The sequence below is a fragment of the Pseudodesulfovibrio sp. zrk46 genome (genome assembly GCF_012516435.1).
Lineage (GTDB): Bacteria > Desulfobacterota > Desulfovibrionia > Desulfovibrionales > Desulfovibrionaceae > Pseudodesulfovibrio.
Window position 1 is genome coordinate 2030940 of sequence record NZ_CP051216.1, and the last position, 15243, is coordinate 2046182.

Consider the following 15243-nt stretch of genomic DNA (forward strand, 5'->3'; position numbering starts at 1 on the left):
AGGTAGGCGGGATAGAAGACTATGAAGAAAATATGCGTATTTACGGGGACTCGTGCCGAGTATGGGCTTTTGCGTGGTGTCCTTGAGAAGTTGCGTGATGCAAGCGAAGTGGAGTTGGCCATTCTTGCTTCAGGCAGTCATCTTAGCCCAGAGTTCGGGAATACGTTCACCGAAATCGAGAACGACGGGTTCGTAATAGACGAGAAAGTCGAAATGCTGCTGAGTTCAGATAGCGAGGTAGGCATGGTCAAATCCATGGGGCTTGGCCTCATTGGATATGGCGACGCTTTTGCGCGTTTGAAGCCGGATATGCTTGTCGTTCTGGGAGATCGTTTTGAAGCCTTCTCTGTCTGCGCGGCAGCTTTGGCCATGCGGTTGCCTGTTGCGCATATTCATGGTGGTGAGGTGACAGAAGGTGCCATCGATGAAGGAATTCGCCATTCCATAACCAAGATGAGCCAGCTTCACTTTTGCACCACTGAAGAGCACCGCCGCCGGATTATCCAACTGGGCGAAGACCCTGTGACTGTCTTTAACGTGGGTTCTCCCGGTGTGGAGAACATCAAGAAAGTCCCCTTGATGTCGAAGAGCGAGTTGGCTGAGTCAATCGGTTTTGACTTGAGTGAGCCCTACCTTGTCGCGACCTATCATCCTGTGACGTTGTCCTCAGCGACCCTGCCTGAATTTAACAACTTTCTGAGCGTCATGGCTGAAACCGGCTGCCGTCTTGTCTTTACTAAAGCCAATGCGGATGCCGAGGGACGCTTCATCAATGAGCGTATTGATGAGTTTGCCGCTGAGAATCCTGAGCTGAGATTTTCTACAGAGTCCTTGGGACTTGTCAGATATCTATCTGCCATGAAGTACTCGGCAGGAGTCGTAGGTAACTCCTCCAGTGGCATTATCGAAGCTCCAAGCCTTGGGGTACCTACTGTAAACATTGGAGATCGACAGAAGGGCAGGGTGCGGGCCGAGAGTGTTATTGATTGTGGTACTGACGCGGATTCTATCCGCGCTGCCCTTGAGCGGGCCCTGTCTCCCGAATTTTCCTCCTTTGCAAAGCAGATAAAAAATCCCTATGAAGGCGACGCTCCCAGTTCGACTATTGTTGAACAGCTGCTGCGATTCAATGGAGGAGTGATGAAACGGTTTTACGATTTACCTTGTGACGTGAAACAAGGGGATTAATATGCGTGATTGGAGAAAAACACTTATTGGCGCGGATGCTACTATCTTTGATGCTGTTGAAAGTCTTAACAAATCTTCCGCTCAGATAGCACTCGTTGTTGACGAGAATGAGTCCCTGCTGGGTATCATTACTGATGGTGATATTCGTCGTGGTCTTCTTGCCGGCAATGATTTCCAGTCTCCTGCCACGGGGATCATGTGCCGGACCTATCAATCTGTAGGCGAGGACGAAATCAACGCGAATATCCTTCGCCTGATGAGTGAAAAGGAAATACGCCAGGTGCCTGTAGTGGGTGAAAACGGGCGTGTGCTCGGATTGAAGCTGCTCCTCGACATGGTGTCTGCCCCCAAACACGACAATCATGTTGTACTCATGGCTGGTGGACTTGGAACCCGTTTGCGTCCGTTGACGAATGATTGTCCCAAACCGCTGCTGGCTGTCGGTGGGCGTCCGATTCTGGAAACCATTTTGCGCCAGTTCATTGATCACGGTTTCGAGCATTTCCACCTTTCGGTGAATTATCGTGCAGAGATGGTTCAGGACTACTTCGGTGATGGCTCGAAATTTGGCGTCCAGATTGAATATATCCACGAAAAAGAGCAGTTGGGTACTGCCGGTGCACTGGGGCTTTTGCCTGAAGTGCCAAATGCTCCCATTTTTGTCATGAATGGCGACCTGCTGACCAACGTGGATTACGGCAAAATGATGGACTTTCACATTGCCAATGAAGCCGTAGCGACCATGGCTGTAAGGAACCTTGAGATGCAGGTGCCCTATGGTGTGGTGGAGGTTGAAGAAGGCCGTGTGCAGGCCATTCAGGAAAAGCCCATCAAATCCTTCTTCGTCAATGCCGGGGTGTATGTCCTGTCTCCTGAGATTGTGGCTGAGATTCCCAAAGACGAATACCTCGATATGCCTACCCTGTTTGATAAGCAGATTGAATTGAATAGAAAGGCTGCGGCGTTCCCCGTCCACGAGTACTGGGTGGATATTGGTCAGATGAAGGACTTTGAGCAGGCCAATAGCGATTATGAGGTGCATTTCGATCTTCCTGGCAGCTCTGAGTAGGGCTGTTGGGCAAGGCAATTGTATTTTAAGTGGCTGGCTTACACTCGTTGATCGATTGGAAAGCTATTCACCGTTTGGTGAAATGAACAGTTAATTGACGGTATGTAGACCGCTTGATAGGCGTAGCTGATATGAATTTTCGAATTATCCCACGGCTTGATATTAAAGGGCCGAACCTTGTAAAAGGTATTCATTTTGAAGGTTTGAGAGTCCTCGGTAAACCTGAGGATTTTGCGCAGTATTACTATAATGAAGGCGCGGATGAACTCTTCTTTCAGGATGCCGTTGCAAGTCTATACGATCGAAATAGTCTGCATGACATCATAAGCAGCACATCATCTCAGATACTTATCCCTCTTTGTGTCGGTGGCGGGCTTCGAAATGTCGAAGATATTCGCAAGGTGCTCAGGGCTGGAGCCGACAAGGTCGCAATCAATACCGAGGCCATTAAACGGCCCGAGTTCATCCGTGAAGCTGCTTCAACTTTTGGGTCTTCAACCATTGTCGTGTCCATTGAGGCCGTGCGCCGGGGGGATGGCAAGTGGGAAGCGCTTATCGAGTATGGCCGCGAAACCACCGGTGTTGATGCTCTTGAGTGGGCCAAGCAGGCTCATTCTCTGGGCGCTGGCGAGTTAATGGTCACAAGTATCGACCAGGAAGGCACCGGAAAAGGGTATGATCTGGAGTTGACCAGACAGATCGCAGAAAGTGTCTCTATCCCCGTCATTGCCGGCGGTGGCTGCGGCAGCCCTGCGGATGCCGCACAGTCTGTTGTGGAAGGCAAGGCAGATGCCGTGAGCATGGCTTCGGTTCTGCACTACGACGCAGTAGACTATTTGCTCGAGACCTCCAGAGGCCGTGAGTATTCGACTGAAGGTAATATCGAGTTTCTCAAATCCAAGCAGACCACTACTTCCAGGAAATCCTGTTCAATAATGGATATCAAACGGGAAATGAGCGCCCAAGGCCTGCCCTGTCGCATGGGGGGAAACAATGCATAACTTGGACGTCGCCATCATTGATTACGGTGTAGGTAATCTGTTCTCCATCAAGCATGCATGCACCTATGTAGGGTTGAATGCAGGCGTGACCAATGACAAGCAGGAACTGCTGAATGCCAAAGTGGTTATCCTGCCAGGAGTCGGAGCTTTCGGTGATGCGATGCAGGCCCTGAAGAAGCTCGATCTGGTGGAACCTATCCATGACATCGTCGCAAAGGGAACCCGCCTGCTGGGAATTTGTCTTGGGCAGCAATTGCTTTTTGATGAGAGTGAAGAATTCGGAAGTCATCCCGGGTTGGGATTGATTCCCGGTGTCGTTAAATATTTCCCTGTGCAGGAGATAGACGGGCGTACATACAAGGTGCCTCAAGTAGGTTGGAATACCATTGAACCTCCCTCTGGTGGGAGTGTCGAGAGTTGGAATTCGACGCTGCTTGAAGGGGTCAAACCCGGTGTGGAAATGTACTTTGTCCACTCTTGCTATGTCGCGCCGGAAAATCCTGAAACGGTGTTGACTGAAAGCCAGTACGGCGATGTCCGTTTTTGTTCTGCCTGCTCTTCAGGCAATGTTACAGCATTTCAATTTCACCCGGAACGAAGCGGTGAGGTTGGAATTTCAATATATAAGAATTTAGCAAATTACATCCAGTCCGAGGAGATGAAATAAATGTCCAAAACTCTTTTTGGTCTTCCGGAAGAAGTGCGCTTTTGCAAAAAATGCGTCATGTCCAACCAGAGGCCGTCTTCGTATCCCGAGTTCAAGCATACCAAAGATCGAATCACCCCGACTCTGCACATCGACGAAGAAGGTGTGTGCGATGCCTGTCGCTACAACGAGCAGAAGAAAGTTGATATCGATTGGGAAGCTCGTGAACAGAAGCTCATCAAGCTGTGTGATGAACACCGTAGGTCTGATGGCGGCTATGACTGCATCGTTCCCGGCAGTGGTGGCAAGGATAGCGCCTTGGCCGCTCATGTACTCAAGTACAAATACGGAATGAATCCGTTGACCGTGACCTGGCCTCCCATCATGTATACTGACTACGGTTACAAGAATTTCCGTAATTGGGTCGAGGTCGGTGGTTTTGACAACATTACGTTCAATCAGAATGGCCGCGCGCATAAGCTGCTGACCAAGCTTGCCATCGAGAATCTTCTCCACCCGTTCCAGACCTTCATTCTCGGTCAGAAGAACCTGGCTCCCAAGCTCGCCCTTGATTACAACATCCCTCTCATTTTCTACGGAGAGCCCGAGGCTGAGTACGGTAACCCCATTGCAGAGACGTCAACCTCTCTTCGTGACAAGTCCTACTACAGCATGAAGAACATCGATGACCTCTACCTTGGTGGCGTGTCCATCAAAGAACTGATGGAAGTCCATGGGCTTCGCTTGAACGAACTGTCCGCATACTTCCCCGCGGAAGCTGACAAGCTGGCCAAATCCAACATTGAGGTGCACTACCTCGGCTACTATGTGCCGTGGACTCCTCAGGAAGCATACTACTACGCAGTAGAAAATACCGGTTTCTCTGCACGTCCCTTCCGTACGCAGGGCACTTACAGCAAATACAACAGCATCGACGACAAGGTCGACGATCTGCACTACTACACTACCTACGTGAAGTTCGGTATCGGACGAACCACTTACGATGCCTCCCAGGAGATCAGGAACAAGCACCTGACCAGGGAAGAAGGCGTGGCCCTCGTAAAGAAGTATGATGGTGAATTCCCTGACAAGTACTTCGCTGAACTGATGGACTTCCTTGAGATGGATCCTGACTACTTCCATGAACTGTGCGACCGCAACCGTTCTCCCCACCTTTGGGAAAAGGTGAACGGCGAGTGGGAATTGAAGCATAAGGTTTGGGAAGAGTAGCGCGAACGAAAGGTGCCAGAAAGTATGATGCCATACTCTGTTTTGTTTGTTCCCCATCAGGTGCCGGCGGCGCGGGAAATGAAACTCGTTGCCGACCAGTGCGTCAAGGGTGGACTGAACACAATCTTTCTCTCTTTGCGGGAGGATCTGAAGGAATGCCTCCTTACCGAAGGCGTTCCTTCAGACAATATTCTTTCCCTGAAAGCCGCTGGTAATGGGGCTGAAGTGAGAAAGGAGAGGAGTTGGCTTGCTGAGCTTAAATCCTATCTGGGAAATACAACGATAGGTAACTATATCCACAAGAGACGACTGAGCGACAACGGGCGGGTTCAAACCCGCATCGAACAGGAGTTAGCCTCCCAACAGTCTTTGAAAGCTGAACTGGAAGCCGTACTTGATCGGTGTGAACCTGATGTCGTTGGTCTGGTTTCAGATCGTACAGTGGTTGACGCGCTGCTCGTTATGCTTTGCGAGGAGCGAGGCATTCCCACTGTTCTGATTCCTTTCGCTGTGGGCGCTGACAAAATGGATCTTCCTCGGTTCAGATCCCAGCCCGAATACGATGCCAAGCTGTTCAGCAGTTGGGCTGCGAAGTTCCCAGGGCAGGTCCAGCCGGATATCCGGACAGGGACGCCACGATTCTATTATCCTCCGTGGGTGATGGGAGCGCTCGATACAATGGGTTGCCTGCCGGAGAACCCTTGGGTGAACGGCGGTGGCGGCGTCAACTTTGTGCTGGCTGAAAGCCACAACGTCCGCGAACGGTATATTGATGGCGGGTGTCCCGAGGAAAAGATCGTTGTCACGGGTATGTGCAGCCATGACAACCTGTATGAAGTTTATACCCGTAGGGATGAAGTCAGAAAGGAGCTTGCTGCTAAGTATCAGTTTGACTCAGCTTCGCCCCTGGTCGTCTTCAGTGTCTCTGCCTTTTACGAGTTGGGCATGAAGACCTGGGATGAACAGTATGATTTCGTGACCAAGCAAGCGCGTGTGCTGGAGAGATTCGACGGGCCGGTTCTTGCCTCGCTGCATCCCAAGATGAATCCGGCCGATTACGGATTTCTTGAGGAGCGTTTCGGGATCAAGCTGCTTTCTGAGAGATTGTCGAATGTTCTGCCGGTTGCCGATGTCTTCATCGCCACCATAGCATCGACGACTGCTGGCTGGGCTGAGCTGTGTCGCATTCCCTTAATTCTGGTCGATGATCTGATTAATGAGTGTGAGTATTATACCCCAACGGATACAGCTGTATTTTTTGAAAGTTTGAAGGATTCGACTTCGTTTGAAAGGAATTTGGGACAAGCGCTCAATGTGGTCAATGCCACTGATGCGGCTCCGTCCATGTTTGACGGAAATAGTTCCGTAAGAATTTGTTCTGCCTTGAAAACTGCCTGTGGCGGAAATCCTAACTAGCGAGATAGTGTGAAACTGATGCAACATACAGAAATCATTGCTGAGATTGGCAACACTCATGAAGGCTCTCTTGGATTGGCCAAAGCCTTTATCAAGGCTGCTGCTGATTGCGGTGTCGACAGAGTCAAGTTCCAGACCCACATCTTTGATGCTGAGAGTTTGCCGGATGCTCCGAATCCACCGTATTTCAAGGACGAAACTCGAAAAGAATACTTCGACCGGACCGGGTTCTCTCTGGAAAACTGGCGAGAGCTGAAGCGCTACTCGGAAGAGGAATGCGGCGTGGGTTTCATGTCTTCCCCCTTTTCTCTTGAGGCAGTTGATCTGCTTGAGGCCATCGAAGTCGATTCTTACAAGGTTGCATCAGGCGAAGTTTCCAATACTCCTTTACTTGAGAAATTGGCCCAGACTGGGAAGAAAATTTATCTGTCGAGTGGCATGAGTTCCTGGGATGAGATCGACGAAGCCGTGGAAATCCTGAAAAAGGGTGGCGGCGAGGTCCTGATGATGCAGTGCACTTCCGACTATCCCTGCAAGCCAGAGAATGCTGGACTGGGGCTACTCAAAGAGATGGCCAAACGCTACCAGTTGCCTGTTGGCTTTTCAGATCACACCCTCGGCCTTGCAGTGCCTATTGCAGCTGTTGCAGCCGGTGCCTGTGTGGTGGAGAAACACTTTACCTTGAGCAAGGTCATGTATGGCCCTGATGCTCAGTTCTCCGTCACTCCTGAGGAGATGACCGCCTTGGTCAAGGCCATCAGGGATGTGGAGAAAGCCTTGGCGTCTGAGGTCAACAAAGATGAGAAGGCTGCTCAGCTGTCGACCATGAAGACCACGTTTGAAAAGAGCATAGTCTCTGTTACGGAGATTCCGGCAGGAACAGTTATCGGACCTGAGCATCTTGGATACAAAAAGCCTGGCCTGGGCATCCCGGCGGCACAGTTTCGGAAGGTTATCGGCAAAGTAGCCGCTGTAGATATCGAAAACAATATCCGCCTGTCTTGGGATATGCTTGAATCGGAGAAATAATGAAAATTCTTGGTCTTATCGTTGCCCGTGGAGGCTCCAAAGGGATTCCCGGGAAGAATATAGCATTGGTGGGCGGCAAGCCCATGATTGCCCACTCTGCTGAAGCCGCAAAAGGCTGCAAGCACATTGACCGGGTGATCGTGTCTTCGGACGCCCAGGACATCATTGATGCTGCCACGGCTGCTGGCGCCGAGGCCCCGTTTGTGAGGCCCGCAGAGCTGGCAGAAGATAATACCCCGGCACTGCCTGTCATTGAGCATGCCGTGAAGTGGATGCAGGAGCAGGAGGGCTACAATCCGGATGCCATCGTGCTGCTGCAGGCAACTTCACCCCTGCGCACTTCCAGGCATTTGGACGAGGCGCTGGAATTGTTCATGGCATCGGATGCAGATTCTCTCGTAAGTGTCGTTGAGGTTGAGCACAATGTCAGCCCTGCATCTGCAATGGTGAGGGAAGGCGACGAAGTGAAGCCGTTCATGCCTCGTGATGAGCTTCGTGAAATGCGTCAGAACAAGCCGGTATTTTTTGCCCGAAATGGGGCGGTATATGCGTTTAGAACAAAATGCTTACAAGAGAAGCACAGTATATATGGTGACAAGACCATTTGCTATGAGATGAGCCGACAGGATTCGGTCGATGTGGATGAGCCTTTTGATCTTGAACTGTGTAACTGGTTGATCTCAAAGCGTAGTGAGGGATAATCGTGAAAAAAGTATGTGTATTTTGTGGTAGTCGAGCTAATTATTCGAGCTGCAAACCGTTGATGAAGGCCATTCAGGCTCACCCCGATCTTTCTCTTCAAGTCGTTCTTGGTGGGGCCGCAGTGCTTCAGCGTTACGGCAATATCGAGGACCTCATTCGCAAAGATGGTTTTGAGATCGATGCCAAGTTCCACATGATCGTCGAGGGTGAAACCCCTGCTACCATGTCCAAGTCCACAGGTCTGGGCATCATCGAAATGACCATGGTTCTGAACAACCTGACTCCGGACGTTGTGCTGGTTGTCGGTGATCGCTTCGACATTATGGCTCCTGCGGTTGCTGCGACCATGATGAATATTCCCCTTGCTCATACCATGGGCGGCGAGGTGTCCGGTACCATTGATGAAAGCATCCGCCACGCAGTGACCAAGCTGGCTCACATCCACTTCCCGGCCAACGAAGACGCCAAGCAGCGCATCATCAAGTTGGGTGAACCTGAAGATATGGTTTTTAACGTCGGCTGCCCGCGTATGGATCTGGTTAGTGAGATTCTGTCGAATCACAAGAACGGCGAGCGTCTGTGCCAGGAGCGTTTCTGGCAGGAGAACCAGGGCCTTGGTTCCGGGTTCGACATCGAGAAAGAACCTTTCCTTCTCGTTTCCCACCATCCGGTTACCACCGAATACGGTTCCAACCGTCAGCAGGTGGAAAGCGTACTGTATGCTCTTGAAGAGCTGCAGATGCCCGTCATCATGATCTGGCCCAACGTAGACGCCGGTTCTGACGAAGTCTCGAAAGGTATCAGAACATTCCGTGAAAACAGAAAACCGGAATGGCTCAACCTGTTCATCAACCTGCCGGTCGATGTTTATACGAAGCTGATGGACCTGTGTGCCTGTATGGTTGGTAACTCCAGTAGTGCTTTGCGCGAAGGCGCTTTCGTCGGCGTGCCCGCGGTTAACGTTGGTACTCGTCAGAATAGCAGGGTGCATGGCGATAACGTCATCTACTGTGCTGCGGACAAGGATGAAATTGTCACAACTATCAAGAAGCAGCTGGAACACGGAAAGTATGACAGAAGCACGATCTACGGTGCTGGAGATTCCGGTCAGAAGATCGCGTCCATTCTCTCTGAATTGGAATCCGTTTCTGTTCAGAAACTCATCTGCTATTAAGGCGGGAACTACATCATGAAAATCGATTACAAAGACGAAATCGAATACCAGAATATTGACATCAATCAGCTTCGACCGAACAAGTCGTATGACTACTTGATTGAGAATCGCAATGCCTCTCTCAAGGATGTCCTCGAAGATGAGGAAAAACTGAATGAATTCCTGATCGAACGCGATTGTCCATGCTGCCGTTCAGGTGATTATTCTTTCCTCTACAGCAAGGATAACTTGAAGATCGTTCAGTGCAACGAGTGCGATATCGTCTACGTTAACCCCGTTTTCGATGATGACAAATATCAAGAGATTTATCGCAGCGAAGACTACCAGAAAATAGTCAAACGCCTGGGTGAAGACAGCCATCTGTATAGGAAGCAGCGGTTTGGTGCTGAGCGTGTCTCCGTCATTGACAAGTTCCATGACCCTAAACTCCCAAAGACGCTGTTTGAGGTCGGTTGCTCGACTGGTTTCGTGATCGAGGAGGCTATTGAGCGCGGATGGACTGCCACGGGTGTGGAACTGAATCCCTCAGCAGCTGCATTCGCACAGGAGCGGGGGCTTCCGGTCGTGAGCGCCCCCGTGGAAGAGTTTGAAGCTGATGAGCCGTTCTCTGCGGTGGCCATGTATGATGTTTTGGAGCACCTCATCAATCCGATGGAGCTGCTTAACAACGTCGTGTCCATGATGCAGAAGGGGGGCGCGTTGTACATCTATGTTCCCAACTACAACAGCGCCTCCAGGCAGTTGTTGGGTAATGATAATTCACACTTCATCTGGCCGACTCACCACCTGACTTACTTCACTCCTGATACGTTGAAAGGCTTCCTCGAAAGAGCTGGTCTTGAGGTGTTTCATTGGGAAACGCAGGGGCTGGATCTTAATGACTGGATGTGGTTCCTCGATGAGAAGACCGACCACAATACCGACCTTGTAAAAGAGAATCTCGAGACGTTGCAGTTTTACATTAATGCCGCTGGTCATGGTAAGAACCTGCGGATGTATGCACGTAAAGTGTAAGGGTGGCATTGATGGCAAAGGCTAAGGTCGGCATTGTCCTTTCGGATATTTTTTCCGTCAGGAACTTCTTTTTTACGCCGCTATGGGATGAGCTCAATCGTGCGGAAGATTACGAATTCGTTTTCGTGACCTTCGATGATGAGCATGAAGCTTATGTCTCGGAAAATGGTGGGAGCCATATTTCGTGGCAGAAGTTGGGGCGGCGTGAAGGGTTGGGCCAGTCCGTTAAGCACTTTCTCAAAGCTCCCAGCCTGGCTGCAGCCGGGCAGTGCGCCCGTCTGGTTTTTGAGAAGATCAATTCGTATATGCGTCTCCTGACGTACAAGCAGATTTGCTACCGTTTCAATGAGGTCGCCGGATTTTCCACTCACCGGATCAAAAAGGAGCTTCATAAGGAGTTCGACGAAACAGGCGTCTCCCCTCTGTATGGCTGGCCCATGCCGGAGAGCCCGTCCCTGTTGGCCTTGCTGCGAAAAGTCTATCAGGCTGACTTCTGGCCCACAGCAGAGTGGATCAAGACGCTGTTCGATGACGCTGAGCTGGATAGAATTCTCATTGCTCTTCCGCAAAGTGTGACTGGTTTTGATTTAACCAGAGAAGCGCGCCGGAGAGGTGTGCCGGTCTCTGTATACGTCAACAGTTGGGACCAGCCCACGATCAAAGGGCCTTTCCCGCCGGGAATTGACGACTTCATGGTGTGGAACGCTCAGATGAAAGAGGAATTGATTCGCTACCACGGGATTCCCGGAGACAAAGTGGAAGTTGTTGGCGCAGCTCATCTTGATGTGTTTGCCGACAAGGGCCTTCTCCTTCCCCGCGAAGAGTTTCTTGTTCACTTAGGTTTGCCGTCCAATGCGAAGTTTGTTTTGTATGGAGCCTATGTACCCAGCGTTTCCCCGAATGAACCTGAGATCATCGATTATCTGGCAGATCAGTTTGAAAAGGGTACGTTTGGGGAAGACGTCTATGTGATATTCCGGCCGCATCCGGTGGATGAAGGGTGGAAGACGCGTTTTGCCGCAGCACTGAATTCTGATCGCATTATCGGTCGTCCTTCAAATTCCTACGCCAATGAGACCGGATTGAGTGATCTCCAGGAACTCACGAACCTGCTGAATCATGCGCAGTTTGTTTGTACGGGCCCCAGCACGTTGACGCTGGACTCACTCTGCTTCGGCACTCCTGTTATCAATGTTGCCTTTGATGGCAGCGAGGGTGAGGGCTGTCTGGGTCAGTTTTACGGGGTGACGCATTACGTACCGGTGATGCAAAGCGGCGGCTGTAAGGTTGTCAAAAATTTTGATGAGTTGGACGCCGCCATTTTTGCGTACGTTGAGAACCGTGACAAGGATATGGAACTCAGGGTTTCTGCAAAGGCAAGGTTTTGTGATCCTTTTGACGGATCGGCCGGCAATAGAATTTATAATGCCATGATCAAGGGTGTGACTTTGACCGGAGAGGGGAGCCATGCGGTTAAGCAGCCTTAAGTATTATCTGAAAGATGTTGCACTGACAGCCATACGCGCAGTGCCAACGCGACTCGGTGTCTTCCTGCGGAGGCTGATATACCGTCCGTTGATGGGGAGCTGTGGGAGTATGGATATTCTTTCGGATGTCGAAATCTCCTGCTTTAAGAACATGCACATGGGCGAAGCCGTTACTGTTGAGCGTCGTTGCTCGCTGTTTTGCGCCAATGCTGAGCTTCGCATTGGCGATGATGTTTATCTCAACAAGAATGTCCAATTGGGGTCAGACGGTGGCGGCAAAGTTGTAGTTGGCTCCCATGTCATGTTCGGCCCGAACACTGTGGTCGTGACGGCTATCCACAATAATGATCGCCTTGATATTCCCATGCGGCGACAGGGCATGACTTATGATTCTGTCATTATCGAAGATGATGTGTGGATCGGGGCCAATGTCGTTGTGCTGCCTGGTGTAACCATCGGGCAAGGGGCCATCATTGGGGCCGGATCTGTAGTGACCTCTGACGTGGAAGCGTTTTCTGTCGTCGGAGGAGTTCCTGCCAAGCTTATCCGTAAGCGAGGATAGCAGTGAAGGTCGCTCTCGTTATTGCCAGCCTGGAGCAGGGAGGGGCTGAAAAGAACATCGTGCTCATAGCCAATTGGTTGGCTGAGCACGGGCACCAGGTTGTTTTGATGACTCTCTCAGGGGATGAGAGCCCTGTCGCATATGAGTTGTCGTCACTGATTCATTTTCGGCGTCTTGGTTGCAGGGGGAATTCTTCTGGAATTACCGCTGCTGTCAGCAACAACTGGTTGCGGATTCGAACCATAAGAAAGGCGCTTCAGGAAGAGACTCCGGAAGTGGTGTTGTCATTTGTTGAGCAGACCAATGTTCTTGTTGCTTTGGCTGCCGTCGGTCTTGATATCCGATGTGTGGTTGGAGAGCGCAATGACCCCGTTTTATACGAGATTGGAAGAATGTGGCGTTTGCTTCGAAAAATTGCGTACTTGCTGACAGATAAGGTGGTCGTTCAGGCTCCCTATTTTATCAAGTCTTTCTCTGGAGCTATTAGAAAGAAGACGGTGGCGATACCCAATCCTGTGTTACCCATGGTGAGCGACGACGGGGCGGATCGAGGACACTCCATTGTGGCCGCAGGGAGACTGGACGCACAAAAGGGCTTTGATCTGTTGCTTGAAGCTTTTCAGCGGGTAAGCTCTTTTGAGCCCGAGTGGACATTGAAAATATTTGGTGAAGGGCATGCGCGAGGCGAACTGGAGGAGATGGTCGAGTCGTATGGCTTGCAAGAGAGGGTGTCCCTTCCTGGACATACGACAGAGTTGGACAAGGAAATGGCTCAAGCCGGAATCTTTGTCCTGTCTTCTCGTTTTGAAGGATTTCCGAATGTGCTCGCAGAGGCCATGGCCAGTGGCGTTCCTGTTGTCGCTACTCGTTGCCATGGTGCCGAATTATTGATCGAAGAAGATCGTAACGGACTGTTGTGTCCGTTGGATGATGCTGGCGCCCTTGGAGACAAGTTGTTGCAGTTGATGCGTGATGACGCTTTGAGAACACGCTTGTCTGGCGCGGCGCGAAACGTTACCTCGCAGTTTGGCTTGGATTCGATTATGGAAGAGTGGCTCAACGTCTTAAGTGCGAAGAGCGGTGCGGTAGCCGGTTAAGGCCGGCTGTCTGGGTGAACACGAGAAGATCCAATACATCTTCTTGGACTGAAAAAGCTTGTAGGACGTTAGTGTATGTCTGTTCTATTTATCAATCCTGCCTTTAGGTTTGAGCCTCCGGAGCAAAAGGGAGGGCATGTCCTGTTCCCGTTCGGGATCGGCTACATCGCGTCTTACATAAGAGAACGTGACCATGAAGTGGGCGTGTGGGATATCCTGATCGAGGAGAAAGGATATGACGACGTTCTGCGGCAGATTCGCTCAGGAATTCTGGATGGCTATGACTACATAGGCATTACTGCAATTGTTACTCAGTTCTCCTATGTCAAACGCCTTATTGAAGACATCAAGGCCCATACCGATGTGCCCGTCATGGTGGGCGGCGCGTTGTCGACGCATTCCCATGAATTGCTTTTGAAGCATACCAAGACAGACATTTGTATCCTTGGTCCCGGCGAAGTTTCGACTGAAGAAATCTTGAGTGGCGCCAATCTGGCGGATGTCGAGGGGATTGCCTTCCGGACGGATGATGGCGCAATCGTTCGGACTCCCGATAGAAAGCTGCCCAAGGATCTGAACATATTTCCCCCGCCCGCCTACGATCTTTTCGATGTCGAATTCTATGTGACCCATACGGGGCTGATGGATGTCGTACGGCCATTTTACAAAGGTCTGAGAGTTGCGGCCATGATCACTGCACGCGGGTGTCCATACTCGTGCAACTTCTGCTCGAAGTCAGTTCACGGAGTGGGAGTACGGGATATTGATTCCATCATGGAAGAGGTCGACTACTTCGTCCGTGAACATAAGGTTCAAGCCATTCACTTCGTTGATGAATTGTTGGTAATAACCAAGAAGCGTCTTCTGGAAATATGCCGACGCTTGAAGCCCCTGGGCTTGAAGTGGGACTGCCAGGCCCGCGTTAATCTCGTGGATGAAGAGATGCTCAGAGCAATGAAAGACGCCGGGTGTGTCTGTGTTGGCTTTGGAATCGAATCAGGCAGCCAGAAAATTCTGAAGCGAATGAACAAGCAGATTACGGTCGAGCAGATAAGGAGTGCTCTCTCCATCTGTCGAGAGATCAATTTGCCGGTCAAAGCGCAGCTGATCTATGGCTACCCCGGTGAAAGCCTAGAAACCCTTGATGAAACGGTTAATCTTTTCAAAGAGTTGAAATGCCCTGTCAGGAGATTCTCTGTAATCAAGCCATTGCCTGGGGCTGAACTATGGGAAGAAGCAAAACAAGATGGCCATATCGGGCTGAAGTTTACTGAACTAGAATACATTGAGAGGCTCTGTGCTTACTTCCAGGACAAGGGTATTCAGTACAACAAAACCGAATTGAGCGATGAGGTCTTCTTTGAGTTGGTCGGTGAATATGAATTGAAGTCCATCACCAATTTCTTGAAAGAGTCGATCAAAAATCCGGTTGATTTTTTTGCTCATTGGGAAATTTCAAAGTGCTACCTTCGTCACCTCTTGTGGGAGAATAACAATATCCCTCAATTGCGATTCATTGCTTATATCAGGCAGGGCGTGCGTCACCCTGATCAGATCTTGCCTTTTATTGTCAGAAAGGTTCGGGAAGCCTTTAGCGGTTAGCGACGTTCCCACCCGGAGGATTAACT

14 protein-coding genes are annotated in these 15243 nt (G+C 50.6%); all 14 read left to right on the top strand.

Annotated features, from left to right (window positions below; genetic code table 11):
- Positions 1-21 precede the first annotated feature (21 nt).
- The 14 genes from neuC (HFN16_RS09205) to HFN16_RS09270 all read left to right on the top strand — a co-directional run bounded on the left by neuC (HFN16_RS09205) (position 22) and on the right by HFN16_RS09270 (position 15217).
- Positions 22-1188 (top strand): UDP-N-acetylglucosamine 2-epimerase, encoded by a 1167-nt coding sequence (gene neuC / locus HFN16_RS09205; protein ID WP_168890474.1) that lies wholly within the window; start codon positions 22-24, stop codon positions 1186-1188.
- 1 nt (position 1189) lies between these two features.
- Complete coding sequence (locus HFN16_RS09210; RefSeq protein WP_168890475.1) at positions 1190-2257, top strand: nucleotidyltransferase family protein; 1068 nt, start codon at positions 1190-1192, stop codon at positions 2255-2257.
- 131 nt (positions 2258-2388) lie between these two features.
- A complete protein-coding gene (locus HFN16_RS09215) occupies positions 2389-3258 on the top strand; it encodes an imidazole glycerol phosphate synthase cyclase subunit (protein ID WP_168890476.1) in 870 nt (289 codons plus the stop codon).
- Positions 3251-3925 carry an imidazole glycerol phosphate synthase subunit HisH gene (hisH, locus tag HFN16_RS09220; protein ID WP_168890477.1) on the top strand — a complete coding sequence of 225 codons (675 nt, stop codon included), beginning with the start codon at positions 3251-3253 and terminating at the stop codon, positions 3923-3925. Before HFN16_RS09215 ends, hisH begins: the two co-directional genes overlap by 8 nt.
- Positions 3926-5134 carry an N-acetyl sugar amidotransferase gene (locus HFN16_RS09225; RefSeq protein WP_168890478.1) on the top strand — a complete coding sequence of 403 codons (1209 nt, stop codon included), beginning with the start codon at positions 3926-3928 and terminating at the stop codon, positions 5132-5134.
- A 24-nt stretch (positions 5135-5158) separates the two neighbouring features.
- Complete coding sequence (locus tag HFN16_RS09230; RefSeq protein WP_168890479.1) at positions 5159-6550, top strand: hypothetical protein; 1392 nt, start codon at positions 5159-5161, stop codon at positions 6548-6550.
- 18 nt (positions 6551-6568) lie between these two features.
- On the top strand, positions 6569-7579 hold the full coding sequence (locus HFN16_RS09235) for an N-acetylneuraminate synthase family protein (RefSeq protein ID WP_168890480.1): 1011 nt from the start codon (positions 6569-6571) through the stop codon (positions 7577-7579).
- Entirely contained in the window at positions 7579-8280 is a 702-nt protein-coding gene (locus HFN16_RS09240; RefSeq protein WP_168890481.1) for an acylneuraminate cytidylyltransferase family protein, read from the top strand. Before HFN16_RS09235 ends, HFN16_RS09240 begins: the two co-directional genes overlap by 1 nt.
- Before the next feature lie 2 nt (positions 8281-8282).
- Positions 8283-9455 carry a UDP-N-acetylglucosamine 2-epimerase gene (gene neuC, locus HFN16_RS09245; protein WP_210772250.1) on the top strand — a complete coding sequence of 391 codons (1173 nt, stop codon included), beginning with the start codon at positions 8283-8285 and terminating at the stop codon, positions 9453-9455.
- 15 nt (positions 9456-9470) lie between these two features.
- Positions 9471-10469, top strand: a complete 999-nt coding sequence (locus tag HFN16_RS09250; protein ID WP_168890482.1) for a class I SAM-dependent methyltransferase — start codon at positions 9471-9473, stop codon at positions 10467-10469.
- A gap of 11 nt (positions 10470-10480) precedes the next feature.
- On the top strand, positions 10481-11956 hold the full coding sequence (locus tag HFN16_RS09255) for a CDP-glycerol glycerophosphotransferase family protein (RefSeq protein ID WP_168890483.1): 1476 nt from the start codon (positions 10481-10483) through the stop codon (positions 11954-11956).
- Positions 11957-12065: 109 nt separating this feature from the next.
- Positions 12066-12518, top strand: a complete 453-nt coding sequence (locus HFN16_RS18975; RefSeq protein ID WP_282097906.1) for a DapH/DapD/GlmU-related protein — start codon at positions 12066-12068, stop codon at positions 12516-12518.
- 59 nt (positions 12519-12577) lie between these two features.
- Positions 12578-13615, top strand: a complete 1038-nt coding sequence (locus HFN16_RS09265; RefSeq protein WP_210772181.1) for a glycosyltransferase family 4 protein — start codon at positions 12578-12580, stop codon at positions 13613-13615.
- A 75-nt stretch (positions 13616-13690) separates the two neighbouring features.
- Complete coding sequence (locus tag HFN16_RS09270; RefSeq protein ID WP_168890485.1) at positions 13691-15217, top strand: radical SAM protein; 1527 nt, start codon at positions 13691-13693, stop codon at positions 15215-15217.
- Positions 15218-15243 lie beyond the last annotated feature (26 nt).

Coding starts and splice junctions, on each gene's coding strand:
- HFN16_RS09270 (WP_168890485.1), top strand. CDS start 13,691: ATGTCTGTTCTATTTATCAATCCTGCCTTTAGGTTTGAGCCTCCGGAG.
- HFN16_RS09215 (WP_168890476.1), top strand. CDS start 2,389: ATGAATTTTCGAATTATCCCACGGCTTGATATTAAAGGGCCGAACCTT.
- HFN16_RS09255 (WP_168890483.1), top strand. CDS start 10,481: ATGGCAAAGGCTAAGGTCGGCATTGTCCTTTCGGATATTTTTTCCGTC.
- hisH (WP_168890477.1), top strand. CDS start 3,251: ATGCATAACTTGGACGTCGCCATCATTGATTACGGTGTAGGTAATCTG.
- HFN16_RS09225 (WP_168890478.1), top strand. CDS start 3,926: ATGTCCAAAACTCTTTTTGGTCTTCCGGAAGAAGTGCGCTTTTGCAAA.
- HFN16_RS09240 (WP_168890481.1), top strand. CDS start 7,579: ATGAAAATTCTTGGTCTTATCGTTGCCCGTGGAGGCTCCAAAGGGATT.
- HFN16_RS09230 (WP_168890479.1), top strand. CDS start 5,159: ATGATGCCATACTCTGTTTTGTTTGTTCCCCATCAGGTGCCGGCGGCG.
- HFN16_RS18975 (WP_282097906.1), top strand. CDS start 12,066: ATGGATATTCTTTCGGATGTCGAAATCTCCTGCTTTAAGAACATGCAC.
- neuC (WP_168890474.1), top strand. CDS start 22: ATGAAGAAAATATGCGTATTTACGGGGACTCGTGCCGAGTATGGGCTT.
- HFN16_RS09235 (WP_168890480.1), top strand. CDS start 6,569: ATGCAACATACAGAAATCATTGCTGAGATTGGCAACACTCATGAAGGC.
- HFN16_RS09210 (WP_168890475.1), top strand. CDS start 1,190: ATGCGTGATTGGAGAAAAACACTTATTGGCGCGGATGCTACTATCTTT.
- HFN16_RS09250 (WP_168890482.1), top strand. CDS start 9,471: ATGAAAATCGATTACAAAGACGAAATCGAATACCAGAATATTGACATC.